This is a genomic window from Nocardia sp. NPDC060259 (assembly GCF_042728775.1).
In the GTDB taxonomy this organism is placed as follows: domain Bacteria; phylum Actinomycetota; class Actinomycetes; order Mycobacteriales; family Mycobacteriaceae; genus Nocardia.
On sequence record NZ_JBHXAY010000109.1, the window covers coordinates 1 to 21,516 of the forward strand.

At 68.5% G+C, this 21,516-nt stretch carries 20 protein-coding genes and 1 tRNA gene; 14 read left to right on the forward strand and 7 right to left on the reverse strand.

Annotated features, from left to right (window positions below; translation table 11 throughout):
* A partial coding sequence (locus tag ACFWF2_RS28145) for a hypothetical protein (RefSeq protein ID WP_379310464.1) occupies window positions 1-390 on the forward strand: 390 nt, incomplete at its 5' end.
* A 323-nt stretch (window positions 391-713) separates the two neighbouring features.
* Window positions 714-1,814: a BTAD domain-containing putative transcriptional regulator gene (locus ACFWF2_RS28150; protein ID WP_379310465.1), complete on the forward strand. Its 1,101-nt coding sequence runs from the start codon at window positions 714-716 to the stop codon at window positions 1,812-1,814.
* A 70-nt stretch (window positions 1,815-1,884) separates the two neighbouring features.
* On the opposite strand, the gene ACFWF2_RS28155 is transcribed toward ACFWF2_RS28150, so the two are convergent.
* From ACFWF2_RS28155 to ACFWF2_RS28165, 3 genes are all read right to left on the reverse strand, one after another.
* Window positions 1,885-2,808, reverse strand: coding sequence for a site-specific integrase (locus tag ACFWF2_RS28155; protein WP_379310467.1), 924 nt, complete (start codon window positions 2,806-2,808; stop codon window positions 1,885-1,887).
* Window positions 2,705-3,172 (reverse strand): hypothetical protein, encoded by a 468-nt coding sequence (locus tag ACFWF2_RS28160; protein ID WP_379310468.1) that lies wholly within the window; start codon window positions 3,170-3,172, stop codon window positions 2,705-2,707. The genes ACFWF2_RS28155 and ACFWF2_RS28160 overlap by 104 nt, the downstream gene beginning before the upstream one ends.
* 99 nt (window positions 3,173-3,271) lie before the next feature.
* Window positions 3,272-3,345, reverse strand: a tRNA-Arg gene (locus ACFWF2_RS28165).
* 225 nt (window positions 3,346-3,570) lie between these two features.
* On the opposite strand from ACFWF2_RS28165, the gene ACFWF2_RS28170 reads away from it, so the two are divergent.
* From ACFWF2_RS28170 to ACFWF2_RS28200, 7 genes are all read left to right on the forward strand, one after another.
* Window positions 3,571-5,547, forward strand: coding sequence for a cytochrome c oxidase assembly protein (locus tag ACFWF2_RS28170; protein WP_379310482.1), 1,977 nt, complete (start codon window positions 3,571-3,573; stop codon window positions 5,545-5,547).
* Window positions 5,544-6,518: a serine/threonine dehydratase gene (locus ACFWF2_RS28175; RefSeq protein ID WP_379310469.1), complete on the forward strand. Its 975-nt coding sequence runs from the start codon at window positions 5,544-5,546 to the stop codon at window positions 6,516-6,518. The genes ACFWF2_RS28170 and ACFWF2_RS28175 overlap by 4 nt, the downstream gene beginning before the upstream one ends.
* Before the next feature lie 121 nt (window positions 6,519-6,639).
* Window positions 6,640-7,203: a single-stranded DNA-binding protein gene (locus tag ACFWF2_RS28180; RefSeq protein ID WP_379310470.1), complete on the forward strand. Its 564-nt coding sequence runs from the start codon at window positions 6,640-6,642 to the stop codon at window positions 7,201-7,203.
* A gap of 69 nt (window positions 7,204-7,272) precedes the next feature.
* A complete protein-coding gene (gene ettA, locus ACFWF2_RS28185; protein WP_379310471.1) occupies window positions 7,273-8,949 on the forward strand; it encodes an energy-dependent translational throttle protein EttA in 1,677 nt (558 codons plus the stop codon).
* 250 nt (window positions 8,950-9,199) lie between these two features.
* A complete protein-coding gene (locus ACFWF2_RS28190) occupies window positions 9,200-14,074 on the forward strand; it encodes an NAD-glutamate dehydrogenase (RefSeq protein ID WP_379310472.1) in 4,875 nt (1,624 codons plus the stop codon).
* Between the two features lie 41 nt (window positions 14,075-14,115).
* Window positions 14,116-14,541 carry an acyl-CoA thioesterase gene (locus tag ACFWF2_RS28195; protein ID WP_379310483.1) on the forward strand — a complete coding sequence of 142 codons (426 nt, stop codon included), beginning with the start codon at window positions 14,116-14,118 and terminating at the stop codon, window positions 14,539-14,541.
* Window positions 14,542-14,548: 7 nt separating this feature from the next.
* Entirely contained in the window at window positions 14,549-15,220 is a 672-nt protein-coding gene (locus ACFWF2_RS28200; protein WP_379310473.1) for a hypothetical protein, read from the forward strand.
* A 16-nt stretch (window positions 15,221-15,236) separates the two neighbouring features.
* On the opposite strand, the gene ACFWF2_RS28205 is transcribed toward ACFWF2_RS28200, so the two are convergent.
* The 3 genes from ACFWF2_RS28205 to ACFWF2_RS28215 all read right to left on the reverse strand — a co-directional run bounded on the left by ACFWF2_RS28205 (window position 15,237) and on the right by ACFWF2_RS28215 (window position 16,944).
* Complete coding sequence (locus ACFWF2_RS28205; RefSeq protein ID WP_379310474.1) at window positions 15,237-15,746, reverse strand: DinB family protein; 510 nt, start codon at window positions 15,744-15,746, stop codon at window positions 15,237-15,239.
* A gap of 51 nt (window positions 15,747-15,797) precedes the next feature.
* Complete coding sequence (locus ACFWF2_RS28210; protein WP_379310485.1) at window positions 15,798-16,118, reverse strand: AzlD domain-containing protein; 321 nt, start codon at window positions 16,116-16,118, stop codon at window positions 15,798-15,800.
* Window positions 16,119-16,245: 127 nt separating this feature from the next.
* On the reverse strand, window positions 16,246-16,944 hold the full coding sequence (locus ACFWF2_RS28215; protein ID WP_379310476.1) for an AzlC family ABC transporter permease: 699 nt from the start codon (window positions 16,942-16,944) through the stop codon (window positions 16,246-16,248).
* Between the two features lie 68 nt (window positions 16,945-17,012).
* Here ACFWF2_RS28215 and ACFWF2_RS28220 point away from each other — a divergent pair, with 68 nt between their 5' ends.
* Window positions 17,013-17,582 carry a helix-turn-helix domain-containing protein gene (locus ACFWF2_RS28220; RefSeq protein WP_379310477.1) on the forward strand — a complete coding sequence of 190 codons (570 nt, stop codon included), beginning with the start codon at window positions 17,013-17,015 and terminating at the stop codon, window positions 17,580-17,582.
* On the opposite strand, the gene ACFWF2_RS28225 is transcribed toward ACFWF2_RS28220, so the two are convergent.
* Complete coding sequence (locus ACFWF2_RS28225; protein WP_379082009.1) at window positions 17,583-18,296, reverse strand: HNH endonuclease; 714 nt, start codon at window positions 18,294-18,296, stop codon at window positions 17,583-17,585.
* A gap of 185 nt (window positions 18,297-18,481) precedes the next feature.
* Here ACFWF2_RS28225 and ACFWF2_RS28230 point away from each other — a divergent pair, with 185 nt between their 5' ends.
* From ACFWF2_RS28230 to ACFWF2_RS28245, 4 genes are all read left to right on the forward strand, one after another.
* Window positions 18,482-18,895: a globin gene (locus ACFWF2_RS28230; RefSeq protein ID WP_379310479.1), complete on the forward strand. Its 414-nt coding sequence runs from the start codon at window positions 18,482-18,484 to the stop codon at window positions 18,893-18,895.
* A 177-nt stretch (window positions 18,896-19,072) separates the two neighbouring features.
* Complete coding sequence (locus ACFWF2_RS28235; protein ID WP_379310480.1) at window positions 19,073-20,677, forward strand: alpha-amylase family glycosyl hydrolase; 1,605 nt, start codon at window positions 19,073-19,075, stop codon at window positions 20,675-20,677.
* Between the two features lie 72 nt (window positions 20,678-20,749).
* A complete protein-coding gene (locus ACFWF2_RS28240) occupies window positions 20,750-21,028 on the forward strand; it encodes a hypothetical protein (protein WP_379030216.1) in 279 nt (92 codons plus the stop codon).
* Window positions 21,015-21,479, forward strand: coding sequence for a DUF5130 domain-containing protein (locus ACFWF2_RS28245; protein ID WP_379310481.1), 465 nt, complete (start codon window positions 21,015-21,017; stop codon window positions 21,477-21,479). Before ACFWF2_RS28240 ends, ACFWF2_RS28245 begins: the two co-directional genes overlap by 14 nt.
* Window positions 21,480-21,516 lie beyond the last annotated feature (37 nt).

Sequence of the window (21,516 nt, forward strand, 5' to 3'; positions counted from 1 at the left end):
CCGCAGCCCGCACCGCGGCCGCAGCCGGCGCCGCAGCCCGCGCCGCAGCCCGCACCGCAGCCCGCACCGCGGCCGCAGCCGGCGCCGCAGCCCGCGCCGCAGCCGGCACCGCAGCCCGCACCGCAGCCCGCACCGCAGCCCGCACCGCGGCCGCAGCCGGCGCCGCAGCCGGCGCCGCAGCCCGCGCCGCAGCCCGCGCCGCAGCCGGCACCGCAGCCGGCACCGCAGCCGGCACCGCAGCCCGCGCCGCAGCCCGCGCCGCAGCCCGCGCCGCAGCCCGCACCGCAGCCGGCACCGCAGCCCGCGCCGCAGCCGGCACCGGGTACGCCGGATAAGCCGGGCACGGATACGCCGGACAAGGGAACACCGGGCAACGGCAACGGCAAATAAGGGGAACGCCGCACCGGGGCGATCCAAAGCCGGACCGGAAGCCCGGTCCGGCTCGTGCGCCAAACCCTGGGCCCGCACCGGCGCCCGGCGGAAACGGTAGGGCCAACACAATTGGCCCCGGGCGGCTGAGGCGGCAACGCACTCAATTCGGGTGATCGCGGAGCGTTGTTCTAGATAATTCGAGCAACAGCGTATGGCCGCGCTCAATTCGAAATACTGGAGCGAGACCAGTCGATAGAGGCCTTCGCCCCCGCGTAGTAGGGGTGAAGGCCGCTTCGAGTGCTTGGTCGATCGGCCCGTTCGTGTGGAGTAGTGTCTCGATCGTGGACGTGCGCGTGCTCGGCCCGGTGCAGCTGCTAGTCAACAACCGATCGTTACCGATCGGGGGGCGTAAGTCGCGCGCGGTCCTTGCGGCACTGGTCGTGCACCGACGCCGGGTGTTCTCGTCGACTGCTTTGGCCGATGCCGTGTGGGACGGGAACCCACCGACGACGTACGGGGCGAGCCTGCAGGTTTCGGTATCGAATCTTCGCAAGGCGCTGCGGGCGGAAAAGATCGAGGCCGAGCGGATTCTGCGGACCGTTGCTCCGGGGTATCTGCTCGACATCACCGAGGAGCAGTGCGATGTCGGGCGGTTCGAGATGGCGCGGGCTGCGGCCGCCCGCGCGACCAGTCCGGCCGCCGCGGCGGGCCTCTACCGGTCGGCGCTCAGCGAGTGGAAGGGCGAAGCCCTGGCGGATCTGCGCGGCTTGTCCTTCGCCGACGAGTTCGCGACCGCCCTCGACGAGGACCGGTGGCAGGCTGCGTCGGCGCGGATCGAGGCCGACATCGGCTGCGGTAAAGCATCGGCTGTTATCGGCGAGCTGCGGTCGCTCATCAACGAGCAGCCGCTACGCGAGCCGCTGTGGGGTCAGCTGATCACCGCGTTGTACCTGTCAGGGCGGCAGACCGACGCGCTTGAGGAGTGTCGCAAGGTACGGGCCATTCTCTCCGAGCAACTCGGCATCGATCCGAGCCCGGAGCTGACTCAGCTCGAACAACAGGTGCTGCGCCAGGAGACGATCGGACAGGGTAGGGAACGCGAAAAGGACGCTCTCGAGATGGCTACGACGAAGGCCGAGTTTCCCGCAAAGATGAAGCGCTGCCGGCTGCGCCTATACGACGGTCGGGTTCTGGATGTGCCACTTGCCGGCATCCGGATCGGCCGCATGTCGGACAACGACCTGTTGCTCAACGACCCGAAGGTGAGCCGCTACCACGCCGAGATTGCACCCAGTCCCAACGGACTGGTGCTGCGGGATCTGGAATCGACCAACGGCGTTTTTCTCAACGGACTGCGGGTGAACCGTGATGAGGTGCTGCGGGTAGGGACCGAGATTCGCATTGGCTCGACGAGCATGACGTGTGAGGTGAGTACTGGATAGCGCAACGTTCCTGCCGAGGGAGTGCGGAGGAGCCGGCGCAGGTATCAGCGGGCAGGTCGCGGCTGATTTGCTAGACCACCCGCTCGAGCGCGCGCAGGTCTGCATCGAGCTTCCTGTACAGCCAATAAACGGCGATGAACGCGAGCCCGGAGGCCGCACAGAACCCCAGGACCGAATCGCGCACGTCCGCAAGCTCCTCGGGTTCGAGAAAGCTGAATCCGGTCAGCACCCCGATCAGCGGCACCGACGCCGTCACCGCGAGATAGACCGTGGTTCTCCGGCGCAGCCAGCGCAGGTCGGCGGAGTCGCGCTCGGTCGTGCGTCCGTGGCGCAGGTAGCTGGGATAGACGCAACGGACGAGGTAGAACGTGGAAAGGAAGAAGGTGTAGGCGACCGAGCTGGCGCCCGTCATCAGACCAGTCGTTGCCGCATGGACCATCAGCCGCGCCGGGAGGTCGGTTGGCCAAATAAGCAGCATCATCCCTATCACGGTTCCGAAGACCGCGAACAGAAGGGTGTTCATCGCACACAGCTCGCCCCAGAACAGTGTTCGCGACCGCACCCGCGCGAGCCTTGCCTCGCCGTAGCGTCTGCCCTTGCGCAAGCCGCGAAGAACCGCAAGCTGATCACGCGATATGTAGACGTAGACGAGGACGGCCAGCGGCAAGGCGCAGAGGTCGTAAATGACGGTGCTCTTGCGCATCTGCGAAGCGGCGGCATCGGGCAGGCGTGCGGCGATCAGTTCCTGGAGGTACACGCCCATATAGACCCCCGCTAGGCCGACGCCGACCAGCGCGGACAGCCACAGGACGAGGACCAGAATGGTGTTCTCTGAGAAGTCGATGGCGTCGACCTTGAGCGGAGCGATTTCGCCGATGCGTGGACCGGTGTCAGCGAGGAGCCGGATTATGGCGGCGTCGCGACGATCCTCGAACTCGGTTCCATCGCAGGCGGTCAGCAGCTTCTTCAGAGCATCGATGGCGGGTACTGGCACCGGCTTGTCTGGGACGGTAGGTGGGCTCATCCGTGTGAACGGGTTTGGCGTCGAGCAGCTCCTCGCGGAGGAGATACTTGCAGAGCTGCTGCAGGCTGCGATACTTCCGATGCGCGAACTCGAGTGTAACTGGCTTGCCGGTCCGCTGGTTAGGCCGGTTGAGGGTGTGCTCTGTGTAGCCACCGATCGCTTCTTTGGTCAGCGACGCGGTGTTTGTCGGCAGGCCCTGTGCCATGAGGTACTTGCGGAAGTACTGGATGTCGCGGCTGTAGGTGTCGATGGTGCCCTTGGACCTGTTTGTCTGCCGGAGCTCGCCGACAAAGTCCTCCAACAGCTCTTCGAGATCGTCGAAATCCTGGGCCATTCGCCCAGTCCAACTACGAAAGTTCCTATCTGGTGGAGCATTGTGCTGCGAGCTTTGTGCGGCCCTGACCTGATGTTCTCACAGGTCAGGGCCGCTTTGCGCCCCCGGCAGGAATCGAACCTGCGACCTAGGGATTAGAAGGCCCTTGCTCTATCCAACTGAGCTACGGAGGCAGTGGCATCCACCTTGGCCGAACTCGGCCCCGGTGTCCAGCGCGAAAAGTATAGCGACCGACCAGATCGAGATCCGTGGTCGGGAGCGACGCCCCATCGGGGCGGCTCCGGGCATGCCGAACTACCCTCGTTGTCATGTCGTTATCGCAGGACCCCGCCGCCGGACTCGCCGAGGACGGCGCGCCACCGGTGGAAGCGGGTCGGGCGGCGCCGACAGGGAACGCCATGTCCTTCCGGGTGCTCAGTGTCGTCGCGGGTGCGATGGCCGCCTTCGTCGCGGCCGTCGTGGTCGGATTGTCCGCGGCGCAAGCCTTGAGCCTGCTGGGTATACCCGATCCGGGGCCGTTGACAACATATGGCTTGCCCGCGCTGCGTTCGGTGGCCGATCTGGCCGCCGCGGTGACCGTCGGCTCGCTGCTGTTCGCCGCGTTCCTGCTGCCCCCGCGCGACAGCGGACTGCTCGAGGCTGGCGGCTACCGCGCGGTGCGCCGGGCCTCGGACGCCGCGCTGGTCTGGGCCGCGTGTGCGGCGCTGCTCGTGCCGCTGACGGTGTCGGACACGACCGGTCAGCCGGTCGGTGACATCTGGCGGCCGGAGGTGCTGTGGCCGGTGATCGCGCAGGTCGAGGTGGCGGGCGCCTGGCGGACGACGACACTGTTCGCGTTGATCGTCGCCATCGGCTGCCGGTTGGCGCTGCGCTGGGGCTGGACGCCCCTGCTGCTGGCAGGCTCGCTGATCACCATGATGCCGCTGGCGCTGACCGGGCATTCGTCCTCGGGTGGCGCCCACGATGTGGCGACCAATTCGCTGATCCTGCACATGGTGTCGGCGTCGGTGTGGGTCGGCGGCCTGGTCGCGGTGCTGGCCTACGCCCTGCGTGGCGGTCCCGGCGTCGATGTGGCGGCGCGGCGGTTCTCGCTCACCGCGACCATCTCCTTCGTCGTCATCGGCCTCAGCGGCGTGATCAACGCCTGGGTGCGGCTGCCTGCGTCGGACCTGTTCAGCACCACCTACGGCAAGCTGGTGCTCGCCAAGGCGGCGGCGCTGCTGGTCCTCGGCGTGATCGGCTATCTGCAGCGCAGGGCCGCGCTGCCCGCCCTGACCGCCGACCCGGGTGATCGCAGGGCGCTGATCCGGTTCGCCGGGGTGGAGATGCTGATCTTCGCTGCCACCATCGGTCTGGCTGTCGGCCTCGGCCGCACCCCGCCACCGCCGCCCACGTCGATTCCGACGCCGGTCGAAGTGGAACTCGGCTACACCCTCGCCGGGCCGCCGACTGTGAGCAGGCTGCTGTTCGACTGGCGGTTCGACCTGATCTTCGGAACCCTGGCCATCGTGCTGGCCGCGCTGTACCTGCTCGGGGTCTACCGCCTGCGCAAGCGCGGAGATGCCTGGCCGGTCGGGCGGACCATCGCCTGGTGCAGCGGCTGCCTGGTGCTGCTGCTGGCCACGTCCTCGGGTGTCGGCCGCTACGCGCCTGCGATGTTCAGCGTGCATATGGGTGCGCACATGGCGCTGTCGATGCTGGCACCGATTCTGCTGGCACTCGGCGGCGCGGTGACGCTCGCGCTCCGGGCGCTGCCGCCCGCCGGACGCGAGGGCGTGCCCGGTCCGCGCGAGTGGATTCTGGCCGCGGTGCACAACCCGGTCTCGCGGTTCCTGACCCAGCCGGTCGTCGCCTCGATCATCTTCGTCGCCGGGTTCTACGCGCTGTACCTGGGCGGGATCTTCGACGCCTCGGTCGACTCGCACGCCGCGCACCTGATGATGAACGCGCACTTCCTGCTCAGCGGCTACCTGTTCTACTGGGTGGTGATCGGCATCGATCCCAAGCCGCGCGAGGTGGCGCCGCTGACCAAGCTGGGGATGGTGTTCGGCACTTTGCCGTTCCACGCCTTCTTCGGCATCGCGCTGATGAGCATGACCACGGTGCTCGGCGGCTGGTTCTACCGCACCCTCGGCCTCGGCTGGAACATCGACCTGCTTGCCGATCAGCGCAACGGCGGCAGCTTCGCCTGGGCCAGTGGCGAGGTGCCGCTGGTCGTGGTGATGCTGGCGCTGCTGATCCAGTGGTCACGCAGCGACCAGCGGCTGGCCAAGCGCACCGACCGGGCCGCCGACCGCGACAACGACGCCGAGCTGACCGCCTACAACGCCATGTACGCCGAGCTGGCGCGACGCGACCGCGAGGTGCGCCGGTGAGTCGATGCGGTGTGCCGATCAGCGAATCGACCGACCGCGCCGAACCGCCGCGGGTGCTCCGCACGGATGTGCGGGCGGCGCGGCGCAGGCTGGCCGGCCGGGTGCGCAAGACACCGGTGTTCCACACCAGCGTGGACGGGCCGGACGGGCCGGTGCCGGTTTCGCTGAAGCTGGAGTTCCTGCAGCACGGCGGCACGTTCAAGGTGCGCGGCGCGCTCAACGCGCTGCTCGCCGCCGACGCGAGCGCCGACCATGTCGTCGTCGCCTCCGGCGGCAATGCCGGGATCGCGGTCGCGCTGGCCGCGTCGCAGCTGGGCAAGGCGTGCACGGTGGTGGTCCCGGAATCGGCACCGCACACCAAGGTCGCGGCGATGTGGGCGCACGGTGCCGAGGTGCTCTGGCACGGCACGAGCTATGCCGAGGCCCAGCGCAAGGCCGTCGCCCTGGCGGCCGAACGCGGCGCCGCGCATCTGCACGCCTACGACATGCCCGCGGTGGTCGCCGGCGCTGGCGTCATCGGCCTCGAGCTGGAAGAACAGGTGCGGGGCAGGCCGCCGGTGCTGGCCGCGATCGGCGGGGGCAGCCTGATCGCCGGCCTCGGCGCCGCACTGGGCAGACGCAGGCACATCGTCGGCGTGGAAGCCGAGCACACCCCGGCGTTGTCGGCCGCGCTGGCGGCAGGCGGGCCGGTCGATATCGACGCGCAGGCGGGCTCCGAACTGCTGTGCGCGACACGGGTCGGTGACATCGCCTTCGGGATCGCCCGCAGGAACCGGATGCCCGTGCTGTCGGTCGCCGACGACGCGATCGCCGCGGCCCGCGAATACCTGTGGCGTGAGTTTCGCGTCGTCGTCGAACTCGAAGGTGCCGCTGCTCTGGCCGCGGTGCAGAGCGGCGTGTACCGCCCGGAGCAGGGCGTGCGGCCGATCGTCGTCCTGTGCGGGGCGAACACCGAGCTTCCCGTGCTCTGACACGGGCGATATCCACAACTGTCGAAGTTGTCCCCAGCTACCGGCACGGCCTCCCGATCCGCGCGGCGACGAGCCATCCTTGGATGGTCAGAGCAGCAACGACCGATCGGGGGCTGGTTCGATGTACGAGGCACATGCGACGGTGATCGGCACGGTGGTCACCCATCCGGTACGGCGTGATCTCACCAACGGCGAGCAGGTGGTGACATTCCGGATGGCGAGCAATTCCCGCCGCTTCGACGCTGCGGCGGGGGAATGGGTGGACAACGGGACCCTCTACCTGACGGTGTCGTGCTGGCGCAGGCTGGTGACCGGGGTGGACCGGTCGCTGCACCGGGGCGATCCGGTGATCGCCTACGGTCAGCTGCGCTCGCACGAGTACCGTGGCAAGGACGGCACCGAACGCCGCGATCTGGAGATGCGCGCGGTGGCCGTTGGTCCTGATCTGGGGCGGTGCAGCGCGTCGATCGTTCGCCGCTCCGACGTCGCCCGGTCGGCGCCCCACGCGGTGCGGAATATTTCGGATCGCCGCGGCGCTGTACACCCGGTCCCGTCCGAGGACGTGGCCGAGTATGCGTCGACCGCACCCACTGCCGTAGCCTCTACGACCGCGGCGGATTCCCTCCCGGCGCGATCGCCGGTTGCGGTGCCGATCTCAGGCATGCCCGAGCAGGTCGACGCCTGAGGTCGCTCCGCGGCACCCCGGCCCGCTCCGCATCTCACCCCCGTTACCCGCACCGATAGGCTTCCGTATATGGCTGAGTTCATTTATCAGATGATCAAGGTTCGCAAGGCGCACGGCGACAAGGTCATTCTCGACGACGTGACGCTGAACTTCCTGCCCGGCGCCAAGATCGGTGTGGTCGGCCCGAACGGCGCCGGTAAGTCCAGCGTGCTGAAGATCATGGCGGGACTGGACCGGCCGAACAACGGCGAGGCGTTCCTCGCGCCGGGCGCGACGGTCGGCATCCTCATGCAGGAGCCGCACCTGAACGAGGAGAAGACCGTCCGCGGCAACGTGGAGGAGGGCCTCGGCGAGGTCAAGGTGAAGCTGGATCGCTTCAACGAGATCGCCGAGCTGATGGCCACCGACTACTCCGACGAGCTCATGGACGAGATGGGCAAGCTGCAGGAGTTCCTCGACCACGCCGACGCGTGGGATGTCGACTCCCAGCTCGAGCAGGCCATGGACGCGCTGCGCTGCCCGCCGCCGGACGAGCCGGTCACCAACCTCTCCGGTGGTGAGCGTCGCCGTGTCGCGCTGTGCAAGCTGCTGCTGAGCAAGCCCGATCTGCTGCTGCTCGACGAGCCGACCAACCACCTCGACGCCGAGAGTGTGCTGTGGCTCGAGCAGCACCTGGCTTCCTACCAGGGCGCCGTGCTGGCCGTCACCCACGACCGGTACTTCCTCGACAATGTCGCGCAGTGGATTCTCGAGCTCGACCGTGGTCGTGCCTACCCGTACGAGGGCAACTACTCCACCTACCTGGAGAAGAAGGCCCAGCGTCTCGAGGTCCAGGGCAAGAAGGACCAGAAGCTGCAGAAGCGCCTCAAGGACGAGCTGGCGTGGGTGCGCTCCGGCGCCAAGGCCCGCCAGGCCAAGAACAAGGCACGTCTGGGTCGCTACGAGGAGATGGCCGCCGAGGCCGACAAGCACAGGAAGCTGGACTTCGAGGAGATCCAGATCCCGGCGGGTCCGCGCCTGGGCGACATCGTGGTCAACGTGTCGAACCTGGACAAGGGCTTCGGCGATCGTCAACTGATCAAGGATCTGTCGTTCACGTTGCCGCGCAACGGCATCGTCGGTGTGATCGGCCCCAACGGCGTCGGTAAGACCACGCTGTTCAAGACCATCGTCGGCCTGGAATCGGCCGACAGCGGCGAGGTGAAGGTCGGCGAGACGGTCAAGCTCAGCTACGTCGACCAGAACCGCGCGGGCATCGACCCGAAGAAGAACGTCTGGCAGGTCGTCTCCGAGGGGCTCGACTTCATCGAGGTCGGCAACCAGGAGATGCCGTCGCGCGCCTACGTCAGCGCGTTCGGCTTCAAGGGCCCGGATCAGCAGAAGCCGGCCGGGGTGCTCTCCGGTGGTGAGCGCAACCGCCTGAACCTCGCGCTGACCCTCAAGCAGGGTGGCAACCTGATCCTGCTCGACGAGCCGACCAACGACCTCGACGTGGAAACCCTCAGCTCGCTGGAGAACGCGCTCGATCAGTTCCCCGGCTGCGCCGTCGTGATCTCCCACGACCGCTGGTTCCTCGACCGGACCTGCACCCACATCCTCGCGTGGGAGGGCGACGACGACAACGACGCCAAGTGGTTCTGGTTCGAGGGCAACTTCGAGGCCTACGAGGCGAACAAGGTCGAGCGCCTCGGCGCGGAAGCGGCCCGCCCGCACCGGGTGACCCACCGCAAGCTGACCCGCGACTGATTCGCGGCGCGCACAACGGCCCGGCGGGGTCGATCGGTGAACGATCGATCCCTGCCGGGCCGTCGTCGTCGGTGCGCGAAAAGTACTGGTAGCCGGGTCATGTCCCGCGTTCACCGAACGTTGGCCAAGTTACCGGCGCGGCAAGGCGAAAAACCTTCCGCGTGTCCAAGTACCCGCGGCTAGTCTCGAATTTGCGTCACCTGAATTGCGGAATCGAAGCGAACCGAATCCATGGGAGTGGGCGAAAACGATGACGGTCTCGTCGGAAATGTCGAGCGCGGCGTGGGCCGCGGGAATGCCGCAAAGCTTGCGCGGTGAACTCGCGACACTCGAGGGAGCGTACTTCCGACACGTCGACGCCGGTGACGCCGACTTCCCGGTCACCGGCATCAACCAGATCTTCCGCCGGCATATGGAGCTGGCCGCCGAACGCCCCGCCGACACCGCGCTGGTGCGGGTCTACCATCCCGACGACGGGTCGAGCATGGGTGCGGCGGTGCAGGTGGTCACCGACGACATGCCGCTGCTGGTCGAGTCGATCACCGCGGCGCTGACCCGGATGCAGGTCAGCGTCACCGAGGTCATCCACCCGATCTTCGAGGTCACGCGCGACGAGCACGGCGTGCTGGTCACCGCGGCACCGCACGAGGTCGACGCCAACGGCGAGACCGGGAAGCCGGAGTCGTGGATGCACCTGCAGCTGCATCCGTCGACCAGCCGCGCCCAGCTCGACCACATCGAGCGGACCGTGCCCGCGGTGCTCGCCGACGTCCGCCAGGTCATCGACGACACCGAGGCGATGACCCAGGTGCAGAGCTCGCTGGCCGACCAGCTCGACCGCACCGCGGCCGCGGCCGCGGGTCCGTTCCCGGCCGACGACCTGGCCGAGTGCGCGCAGCTGCTGCGCTGGCTGGCCCGCGGCAACTTCACGCTGCTCGGCTACGCGCGCTACCACCGCCAGATCGACCACGGCCATACCGTGTCGACACCGGTGCCCGGCGTGAGTCTCGGGGTGCTGCGCGCCGACACCGGCACCGACTTCCAGGTGCCGCTCAACGGCGGCGACCGCCCGCTGCTGATGCTCACCCAGGGCCTGGTCCGCGCGACCGTGCACCGCTCGGTGTACCCGTACTTCATCGGTGTCGCCGATGTGGACGACGACGGCACCGTGGCGGGCGTGCACCTGTTCATCGGTGTGTTCACCGTCAGCGCCGTGCACGAGAACGTGCTCGACATCCCGGTCATCAACACCCGGGTGCGGACCGCGATCGAGGCGGCGGGATTCGACAAGGACTCCTTCTCCGGGCAGGCGATGCTCGAGGTGATCGAGTCGTTCCCGCGCACCGAACTGTTCTCCGCCGACACCGAGGCGATGCGCCGCACCGCCGTCGCGGTGCTCGGCGTCGGTCTGCGCAGGCAGGTGCGGTTGTTCCTGCGCAGCGACAGATACGGCCGTTTCGTCGCCTGCATGGTGTATCTGCCGCGGGATCGCTACACCACGGCCGTGCGCCTGCAGATGCAGGAGATCCTGGTCCGCGAGCTCGGCGGCGCCGACATCGACTACTCGGCGCGGGTGAGCGAAAGCGAGCTCGCCAGTGTGTATTTCACGGTGACGCTGCCTGCCGATGCCACCGCGGCGCCCGACACCTCCGAGGACAACCGGCTGCGCCTGCAGGGCCTGCTGAACGCGGCCAGCCACACCTGGGACGACCGGATCGACGACGAGGTCGCCACCTCCACCGTGCTGGATCCCGCGGTGGTGAAACGGTATTCGGACGCGTTCCCGGAAAGCTACAAGGAGGACTTCGGTCCCGCGCGAGCGCTGGCTGATATCGGCAGGCTGGAACGGCTCACCGAGGGCGGCATCGGCCAGCACCTGTATCGCAGGCCCGAGGCCGCGCCGGGCTCGTGGCGCTTCAGCCTCTACATCGCCGGCGCGGCCGTCTCGCTGAGCCAGGTGCTGCCGGTGCTGCAGAGCCTGGGCGTCGAGGTGGTCGACGAGCGGCCCTATCAGCTGGAGATGGACGGCGGCGCCGAGCGCTGGATCTACGATTTCGGCCTGCAGGCCAGGCCCGAGCTGCTGCGCAACGCGCTCGGCGGTGATCTCGACGCCGAACTGCTCGAGCAGGCGAGCCACGAGCTGCATTCCCGGTTCACCGATGCGTTCGAGGCGGTCTGGTACGACCGGGCCGAGGCCGACGGACTCAACGAACTGGTGCTGCGGGCCGGTCTGCCGTGGCGTTCGGTGGCGATCCTGCGCGCGTACGCGAAGTACCTGCAGCAGGCCGGTTTCCCGTACAGCCAGGTCAACATCGCCCGGGTGCTGCTGGCCCATCCCGAGGTCTCGCGCGCCTTCGTCGACCTGTTCGTGGCACGCTTCGATCCGGCCACCGTCTCGGCCGAGGCAGCCGCCGAGATCGAGACGAAGGTGCGGGCCGGGATCGACCAAGTGGTCAGCATGGACGCCGACCGCATCCTGCGCGCCATCCTCGGTCTGATCAAGGCGACCCTGCGCACCAACTACTACGTCGTCGACGCCGAGGACAGGCCGCGCGAGTACCTCTCGTTCAAGGTGGAACCGCGCGAGATCGCCGAATTGCCCAAGCCGCGACCGCAATTCGAGATCTTCGTCTACTCGCCGCGGGTCGAGGGCGTGCACCTGCGCTTCGGTTCGGTGGCTCGCGGCGGCCTGCGCTGGTCGGACCGGCTCGAGGATTTCCGCACCGAGATCCTGGGCCTGGTGAAGGCTCAGGCGGTGAAGAACGCGGTGATCGTTCCGGTCGGCGCGAAGGGCGGTTTCGTGGTGAAGCGCCCGCCCGCCGCCACCGACGACCCGGCCGCCGACCGGCAGGCGAGCGTCGCCGAGGGCATCGCCTGCTATCGCACCTTCATCTCCGGGCTGCTCGACGTCACCGACAATGTCGACCTGGCCACGGGCGCGGTGCTCCCGCCCGCCCGGGTGGTCCGCCGTGACGGCGACGACACCTACCTGGTGGTCGCCGCCGACAAGGGCACCGCCAGCTTTTCCGACATCGCCAACGACGTGGCCACCAGCTACGGCTTCTGGCTCGGCGACGCGTTCGCCTCCGGCGGTTCGGCAGGCTACGACCACAAGGCGATGGGCATCACCGCCAGGGGCGCGTGGGAGGCGGTCAAGCGCCACTTCCGCGAGATGGGCATCGACACCCAGAGCCAGGACTTCACCGCCGTCGGCGTCGGCGACATGAGCGGTGACGTCTTCGGCAACGGCATGCTGCTCTCGCGCCACATCCGGCTGGTCGCCGCGTTCGACCACCGGCACATCTTCCTTGACCCGAACCCCGACGCCGCCACCTCCTACGCCGAGCGCGAGCGACTGTTCGAGCTGCCTCGTTCCTCGTGGGCCGACTACGACCGCAGCCTGATCAGCGCGGGTGGTGGGGTGTTCGAGCGCACCGTGAAGTCGGTGCCGATCTCGCCGCAGGCCAGGGCCGCGCTCGGCCTGCCGGACGCGGTGCAGGCGCTCTCGCCGCCGGAACTGGTGCGCGCGATCCTGCTCGCCCCGGTGCAGTTGCTGTGGAACGGTGGCATCGGCACCTACGTCAAGGCCAGCACCGAATCCAATGCCGAGGTGGGTGACAAGTCCAACGACGCGGTGCGCGTCGACGGTAATCAGTTGCGGGTCAAGGTGATCGGCGAGGGCGGCAACCTCGGTGCCACCGCGCTGGGCCGGATCGAGTTCTGCCGCTCGGGCGGCAAGATGAACACCGACGCCCTGGACAACTCTGCGGGTGTGGACTGCTCCGACCACGAGGTCAACATCAAGGTGCTGCTCGATGGCGTGGTGAGCGCGGGCGCGCTCGCACCCACCGACCGCAATCCGCTGCTGGCCTCGATGACCGACGAGGTCGCGCGGATGGTGTTGCAGGACAACGTCGATCAGAACGCGCTGATCGGCATCGCGCGCACCGACGCGCCGCAGATGGTCAGCGTGCACGGCCGGGTCATCGACGATCTCGAACAGCGCCGCGGCCTGGACCGGGAACTCGAGGCGCTGCCTTCGGAGGTCGATCTGAAGCGGCGCGGGGAGGAGGGCCGCGGCCTCACCTCGCCGGAACTGGCGAACCTGCTCGCGCATGTGAAGCTCGGGCTCAAAGCCGATCTGCTCGAGACCGATCTGCCCGACAGCGTCTACTTCGCGCGACGGCTGCCGATGTATTTCCCGACGCCGCTGCGCGAGCGGTTCGGTGCCGAGATCAAGAGGCACCGGCTGCGCCGCGAGATCGTCACCACGATGATCGTCAACGAGGTCGTCGACTACGGCGGCATCACCTACGCCCACCGGCTCAACGAGGAGGTCGGGGCCAGCACCTCCGACACCGTCCGCGCGTTCGCCGCTGCCTCGGAGATCTTCGAGCTGCGCGACGTGTGGGCACGTATCCGCAGCGCCGATGCCCCCGCCGGTGTCTGTGATCTGCTGGAACTGGAATCCAAGCGGACGCTGGACCGCGCCTCGCGCTGGCTGCTGAGCAACCGGCCGCAGCCGATCGCGGTCGGCGCGGAGATCAACCGGTACCACCGCCGGGTGCAGGAGCTGGCGCCGCAGGTGCCGGGCTGGCTGCGCGGACACCACGTCACCTCGCTCACCCAGGGCGCGGCCGAGCTGATCGCCCGTGGCGCGCCGACCGAGCTGGCGACCGAGGTCTTCGGCCTGCTCAGCCTGTACCCGCTGCTGGACGTGGTCGACATCGCCGATATCGCCGACCGCGACGGCGCCGAGGTGGGCGCGCTGTACTACGCGCTCAACGAGCACCTCAAGATCGACTGGCTGCTCGAGGCGGTCAGCCACCTCGAACGCGGCGACCGCTGGCACGCGCTGGCCAGGCTCGCCCTGCGCGACGACATGTACGGTTCGCTGCGCTCGCTCACCTTGGATGTGCTGTCCGGGGGTGACCCGGAGGAGACGGCCGACGAGAAAATTGCATACTGGGAGTCGAAGAACCAGTCCCGGCTCGGCCGTGCGCGCGCGGCGCTGTCGGAACTGTTCGAGTCCGGGACCCACGACCTCGCCACACTGTCGGTCGCCGCGCGACAGGTGCGGAGCATGGTGAGCGGGGTGGGCGCCCAATCGGAGGTACCACGGTGACGAGCTCGCCGAACGGAAACGCGGCCGCGCCCGCGGCGGACCTGGTTCTGCCGCAGCGTTTTCACGCCAAGGTCGAGATCCGCTGGTCGGATATGGACGTGTTCCAGCACGTCAACCACGCGCGGATGGTGACGCTGCTGGAAGAGGCCAGGATTCCGTGGCTGTTCGACGACGACAAGCCGACGGCGTCGATGGGCAGGCAGGGCTGCGTGCTGGTCGACCTGCACGTGAAGTACCGGGGCCAGCTGCGCCACGAGGACACCCCGCTCGACATCGCCATGTGGGTCAAGCAGCTGCGGGCGGTCGATTTCACGATCGGTTACGAGGTGCGTGCCAGCGGCGCCGCGCCGGACTCGTCGCCCGCGGTCACCGCGACCACCCAGCTCGCCGCGTTCGACATCGAGACCCAGCGTTTGCGCAGGCTCAGCGACACCGAGCGCGACTATCTCGCACTGTGGCGGGCCTGAGACGTCCGTGAATTCCGAACAGCGGGTGCTGCACGCACCCGACCCGGCCGAACGCGAGAACCTGGCCACCTTCCTCACCCGCGCGATCCGGCTCGACCCCGCCGCCGTCGTGCGGCTGCGACGGCGCGGCTCCAGCCTCGTCTCCGCCTGGGTCGCAACAGGTTTCGAAACCCTCGCGGTGCGGACCGTGACCGCCGAGCTCGGCGTCGACGATGTCACTGTCGGCGCCGACATGGTGCTGGCCGGACTGCGCACCGGTCACCCGGTCGACCTCGGCTACTCGATGGACTCGGCGTGGCGCGGCGCACTGCCGCCCACCGAAGGCTTCACCCACATCGACGACGTCCCGGCCCGCGCGCTGGTCGAACTGGCCGAGCGTGGCGCCGAGGTGGCCCGCGAACACGGCGGCGCCCACGGCCCGCCCGCCTCGCTGCTCGACCAGTCGGTACTCACGGTCACCGGCGCGGGTGATATCTCGGTCGAAGTCCCGATGCGCGTCGTCTTCGCGCTCACCGCCATGGACTTCATCCCGCATGCGGGGGAGAAGACCGAATCGCGCCGCATCCAGCCCACGGAACTGGTCCGCGTCCGCGCCACTCGTACCTGGCTGCGTCTCGACGCCCGCTACGGTTCGGTCGCCCGTCGCCTGGGCGGCGGAATCCCGTTGTCGCCCAGCTGACGTCGCGCGCCGCGGGTCATACGCCCGTGGTTCCGTCGATGCGTTCGCGAAGGAGATCGGCGTGGCCGCAGTGGCGGGCGTACTCGGCGATCATGTGCGTGTAGATCCAGCGCAGGCTCACCCGGCTGTCCATGAACGGACTGGTGTCGTCCAACTCGCGTGCGGCGCAATGGCGGCGGGCGTAGGCGATCTCGTCCTGCCAGGTCGTCAGGGCGTTGTCGTAGGACGAGTCGTCGGAGAGCTCGAACCCGCCATCGTGTCCCGAGGTATCGGCGTGCGGGTCGTAGATCGGCGGCGCCGGCTCCCCGGCGAGGACTCTGCGGAACCAGTTCCGTTCGACCTCGGCCATGTGCTGAAGCAGGCCGAGCAGGGTCAGTGCTGACGGTGCGGCGGCGATACGCAACTGGGTATCGTCGAGCCCCTGACACTTGAGCGCCAGCGTTGCGCGGTAGAAGTCGAGCCACGCCTCCATGGTCGTGCGCTCGTCGGCGTTCAAGGGCGGCATCGGCCGTTCATTCGTCGTCACGGGCGACATGGTGCCAGTCCGGTCGGACATCAACCGATGTCGACGACGCGATCAGTGAATGCCCGCGAGCCGGAGCAAGGCGGTCGTCGTCGCAGCCGCGAGCACAGTGACCAGCAGTGGCGCGCGCTGCCACGCGAGGACCCCGCCGACCGCGACCCCGGCGGGCAGCGCGACCCCGAGTTCGCCGGAACCGGTCGGCAGCGTGGCGGTCGCCACCAGTGCCGCGAGCAGGATCAGTGCGCCGGTGTCCAGGAGATGGATCGTCCTGGGCGACAGGCGAAGTCGATGCCGCAGGGCGGGACCGGCCCAGCGCAGCGCGTAGGTGCCGACAGCAAGAGCGAGCATCGCGGGGAGAAGGTACGGCGCATTCACGATACGCACCGCCACCGTGGTGTCCGCCGGTCCGCGTCGGACGCGCCGGACAGCGGTGTCCGCCGAGGCACGTTCCCTTCCGAACCGGGCGTGCGACCGGTGCGGGCGGATGCCCGAGTGTGGAGCGTCAGCATGGTTGTGCCGCAGGTTCACTGTGCTTCTCCGGCGGCCGCAGCGCGAACACCAGACCCAGCAGCGCGATCAGCACCGGCAGCCCGGCGGGCACGAACGGCGCGGCGACCACCGCGAGCGCGGCGCCGACCAGCACCGGGCGCAGGGTGGCGCGATCGCGCAGCGCGGGCAGGATCAACGCGAGCAGGATCACCGGGAACACCGCGTCGAGACCGAGCGCCGAGGTATCGGGGACGAGCGAGCCCAGTGCGGCGCCCAGCGTCGCGCCGAGCGGCCAGCTCAGGGCGACACCGATACCGCAGGCCCAGTACGCGGCGCGTTTGCGCTCGTGATCGCCGGGCGCGGTGGCGAAGGCCACCGATTCGTCGTTGAGGACGTGGATGCCGAGCACCCGCTTCCAGCCACTGCCGAACACCTCGGGCGCGGACAGCCCGTACGGCAGGTGCCTGGCATTGAGCAGCAGACCGGCGACCACGGCCGCGAGCGGGCTGCCACCGGCGGCGACGATGCCGAAGAACAGCAGCTCCGACCCGCCGGCCAGCACCGTCACCGCCATCACGATCGGCATCCACACCGGGAATCCGGCCGCGATCGTCGAGGCGCCGTAGGACACGCCGAACAGGCCGACGGCCAGGCAGGCCGCGGCCACGGCGGTGACGGTTCGCCGATCGAGTGTTCGCCATATCGAACGCATGTTTCTCATATTGAACGCCAGCGCTGGGTAAAGTCAACGCGAATACCGTCAGCCCCCAGGAGGCGTCGATGGACCGGCAGGACCCGGTCGCCGGACCACCCCAAGCGGTGATCGCGGCGGCCTTGCGCCGCGAACGCGCGCGCGCAGGCTTGTCGCTGACCGAGGTCGCGAGCCGGGCAGGCGTCGCGAAATCCACACTGTCGCAACTGGAATCGGGCACCGGCAATCCCAGCCTGGAAACCCTGTGGGCGCTGTGCGTCGCCCTGGAGATGCCGTTCAGCCGACTGCTTGACCCGCCTCGTCCCAATGTCCAGGTGATTCGCGCGGACGAGGGCGCGCCGGTCCCCTCGGCCGATGCCGACTACCGGGTGACGTTGCTCGCAGCGGGTCAGTCGCACACTCGCTGTGATGTCTATCGCATCGCGGCCGAACCCGGCCACATCCGCCGCTCGGACCCGCACACCCCCGGCGTCGTCGAGCACGTCGTCCTCGCCGCCGGCCGCGCCATGGTCGGCCCCGCGGACGAGCCCGTGGAGATGCGCCCAGGTGACTACATCCGCTACCTGGGCGATCTACCGCACATCTTCGAAGCCCTCGAACCGGGAACCCGGGCCACGATGGTCATCGAAAGCGCCTGATCAGGCGGCTCCTTCGCCCAGGTACTGCAACCAGATCGGATCCAGGTCGGCGGTGGTGGACAGCAGCCGCCAGTGCGGGCCCTTGGGTGAGACCAGGGGATGACGCAAGGTCCAGCCGAGCTCGGTGAGCATCTTGTCTGCTTTGCGGTGGTTACACGGGGCGCAGCTGGCGACGCAGTTCTCCCACGAGTGCTCGCCACCGCGACTGCGGGGGATCACGTGGTCGATGGTCTCGGCTTTGCCGCCGCAGTACCCGCAGCGGTAGCGGTCGCGGTGCATGAGAGCGGCGCGGGTCATCGGGACGCGGGCGCGGTAGGGCACGCGCACATAGGTGCGCAGCCGGATGACGGAGGGAATCGCCACCGCGGCGCCTGCCGAATGCAGGACCGGAGCTTCGGGATTGTCGTGGACCGCGTCCGCCTTGGCGCAGATCAGCAGCACGACAGCGCGGCGCGCGGACAGCGCGGTGAGCGGTTCGTAGGTGGCGTTGAGGAGGAGGACCCGGCGTTTGCGCCACGCGGCGGCGTCATGGTCTCCGGCGAGATGCAGTGGCGCGGGGTGATGCGGCAGGTCGTGATGACCGTGTGCGCCCGGATGGTGATCGGACAAGATATGCAGCGGAATGGCCCCCGAGCCACGGTTGTGGACGTCGGCGGGCTGGAGTTGTCGGTGCGCGCGCGCCTCGTGTGACCGGGCGCCTGGTCGCTGCTTCATCTTGACCTCAATTTCATGATTGGCAGGATCATGTGGTATCTGGGGCCGATACTGCCCCCCAGTTGACCATGGTTGAGCCGGTATTGCACGGCTATTTTTCAAACTTTCGGGTGAACTGTGGTTGAAGGGCCATGTGTTCGTGACCGAGGCTGCCGCCGGGCCGCCCGCAGGCTCATCGGGGCACAATGGACCTCGTGACTTCAGGTGAGCAGACAACGACCTCGTTCTACGAAGCGGTGGGTGGCGCCGAGACGTTCCGGCGCATCGTGTCCGTGTTCTATCGCGAGGTCGCTGCCGACGAGATCCTGCGCCCACTGTATCCGGAGGAGGACCTCGGCCCGGCCGAGCGCCGGATGCGCATGTTCCTCGAACAGTACTGGGGCGGCCCGCGCACCTACTCCGACGAGCGCGGGCACCCGCGCCTGCGGATGCGGCACAACCCGTTCGTCATCGGCCCGCTCGAGCGCGACGCCTGGATACGGTGCATGACGATCGCCGTCGGCGAGATCGAGCCATCGATCCTGGACGACGAACACCGCAAGACGCTGATGGACTACTTCCAGATGGCGGCGGCATCCCTGCAAAACGCGCCCGGCTGAGGGTGTGGGTGCCGCGCGTTCGCTGATGAGCGGCAGGTGACGGGCCGGTTTCGGGTCGATGCCGAGGTTTACCCCGGTGTTTCGGCCCGGCGTGGCGAAACGCTGGTGATTTGCCGGATTCGAAGAAAGTCTCGCGCCACAGGAATATCACGGGCAATCTTTGGCAATATTGCCGATGTGACACAGACACCTGCCTCGCCGGTGCCGGGGGAAGAAAGCACCGCTCCGTGGTGGACAACCGCCGTGTTCTATCAGGTCTATCCCCGCTCGTTCGCCGACTCCGACGGCGACGGTGTCGGCGACCTGGGCGGCGTTCGCGAGAAGCTCGGCTACCTGGAGTTACTGGGTGTCGACGCGCTGTGGATCTGCCCGGTGATGCGCTCGCCGCAGGCCGACGGCGGCTACGACGTGTCCGATCCGCGCGACATCGACCCGCTGTTCGGCGGGCTGGCCGCGCTGGACGAGCTGATCGCCGAGGCGCACGACCGCGAGATCAAGGTGACGATGGATCTGGTGCCCAACCACACCAGCGTCGAGCACCCGTGGTTCACAGCGGCGCTGGATGCGGTACCGGGCAGCCCCGAGCGGGCCCGCTACATCTTCCGCGACGGTCGCGGGAAGGACGGCACCGAGCCGCCCAACAACTGGCCGAGCATCTTCGGCGGCCCGGCCTGGACCAGGGTCACCGAACCCGACGGCACGCCCGGGCAGTGGTATCTGCACATCTTCGCGCCGGAACAGCCCGACCTGAACTGGGAAAACCCCGAGGTCGCCGCCGATTTCGAGAAGACGCTGCGATTCTGGCTCGACCGCGGGGTCGACGGTTTCCGTATCGACGTCGCCCACGGCATGGCCAAGCCGGAAGGCCTGCCAGACATGGCCAGGGTCGAGACCAAGATGCTGGTCCACGACGACGACGATCTGCGCTTCAACAATCCCGGTGTGCACGCCATCCATCGCCGCATCCGCACGATCCTCGGCGACTACCCGCACGCGGTGTCGATCGGCGAGGTGTGGGTCGACGACAACACCCGCTTCGGCGAATACGTGCGCCCGGACGAACTGCACCTGGCGTTCAACTTCCGCCTCGCCGAGGTCCCCTTCACCGCCGAGGGCGTGCGCGAGGCGATCACGTTCTCCCTCGACGCGGTGAGCGGTGTCGGCGCGCCACCGACCTGGACGCTGTCCAACCACGACATCGAGCGTGAGGTCACCCGGTACGGCGGCGGCAAAACGGGGGTGGCGCGGGCGCGGGCGATGATGATGGTCGAGCTGGCGCTGCCCGGCGCGGTGTTCGTCTACAACGGCGCCGAACTCGGTCTGCCCAATGTCGACGACCTGCCCGAGGACGCGCTGCGGGATCCGGTGTGGGAGCGGTCGGGGCATACCGAGCGCGGCCGTGACGGCTGCCGGGTGCCGATTCCCTGGGAGGGCGCGAGCACACCGTTCGGGTTCACCGCCGCCGAGCAGGCGTGGCTGCCGATCCCAGCGGACTGGGCCGACCGCACCGTGGAAGCCCAGCTGGAGACCCTGCATTCGACGCTGTCGCTGTACCGGCTGGCGATCGATCTGCGCGGGACAAGGCCGGAGTTCGCCGGCGACCGGATCGAGTGGTACGGCAGCCCCGACGGCTGCCTGGCCTTCCGCAGGCCGGGCGGGCTGGTCTGCGTGCTCAACGCTTCCGACGGGCCGATTCAGCTGCCGCCGGGAGAGGTGCTGCTGGCCAGCGCGCCCATCGTCGACGACCGGTTGCCCGCCGACGCGGCGGCCTGGTTGGTCTGATCACGCCGGACACGCGGACGTTCGGGATAGCCGGAGGATGAACTACTACACAGCATCGTCTACCGTTGGACCGTGAGCATTCTCGAGACAGTGCTGATCTTCGTCGGCATCCCGGCCGCGATCTATTTCGCGATCGCGGGTTTGTCCTATCTCGGTAAGCCATTCCCCGGTGACAAGCCGGCCCACTTCGCGCTCGGGCAGAAGTGGACCCACTCGCCGGTGCTGTGGAGCGCTACCGACGAGGTGACCGCTGCGGCGGGTCACCACACCGCCGAGTCGCATGGCAGCCATGCGGCTCTCGAAGCCGCGAACGCGGAGCTGATCGGAGGCCGGGCAAGTGGCAAGTTCTAAGTGGCCCGCGGTGGTCGAGGCCGACCTGCCGCACGGGTCCGCGCTGACCAGCAGCGGCCGGGTCTCGGGCGTGCACGAGTCGGGCACCGTCTTCGACGAGGTGCCGTTCACCGACCGTGAACGCATCATGCTCGACAACGCGCTCACCGAAGCGACCCGCGCGACCAAGGTCCGCTTCAACATCTACCTCGGCGACCTCGGCAACGACCCGGCGGCCGGCGCGGACGCGGTCCTGCCGAACACCCCCGAGGCGGCCGACTCGGTACTCATCGCCGTCTCGCCGAACCAGGGCGCGATCGAGGTGCGGTCCGGTGCGAACGTCGCCGAGCGCGCCAACGATCGCATCTGCCAGCTGGGCGTCACCGCCGCGCTGGCGTCGTTCCGTCAGGGCAACCTGATCGACGGCCTGATCTCCGCCGTCCGCGTGATGGCCGCGGCGATCGGCCGCTAGCTCCTTCTCTTCCGAACGGCGCGTTCACCTCTCGAGG

Coding starts and splice junctions, on each gene's coding strand:
- ACFWF2_RS28160 (WP_379310468.1), bottom strand. CDS start 3,172: ATGGCCCAGGATTTCGACGATCTCGAAGAGCTGTTGGAGGACTTTGTC.
- ACFWF2_RS28170 (WP_379310482.1), top strand. CDS start 3,571: ATGTCCTTCCGGGTGCTCAGTGTCGTCGCGGGTGCGATGGCCGCCTTC.
- ACFWF2_RS28180 (WP_379310470.1), top strand. CDS start 6,640: ATGTACGAGGCACATGCGACGGTGATCGGCACGGTGGTCACCCATCCG.
- ettA (WP_379310471.1), top strand. CDS start 7,273: ATGGCTGAGTTCATTTATCAGATGATCAAGGTTCGCAAGGCGCACGGC.
- ACFWF2_RS28190 (WP_379310472.1), top strand. CDS start 9,200: ATGACGGTCTCGTCGGAAATGTCGAGCGCGGCGTGGGCCGCGGGAATG.
- ACFWF2_RS28215 (WP_379310476.1), bottom strand. CDS start 16,944: ATGCGTTCGATATGGCGAACACTCGATCGGCGAACCGTCACCGCCGTG.
- ACFWF2_RS28220 (WP_379310477.1), top strand. CDS start 17,013: ATGGACCGGCAGGACCCGGTCGCCGGACCACCCCAAGCGGTGATCGCG.
- ACFWF2_RS28225 (WP_379082009.1), bottom strand. CDS start 18,296: ATGAAGCAGCGACCAGGCGCCCGGTCACACGAGGCGCGCGCGCACCGA.
- ACFWF2_RS28230 (WP_379310479.1), top strand. CDS start 18,482: ATGGACCTCGTGACTTCAGGTGAGCAGACAACGACCTCGTTCTACGAA.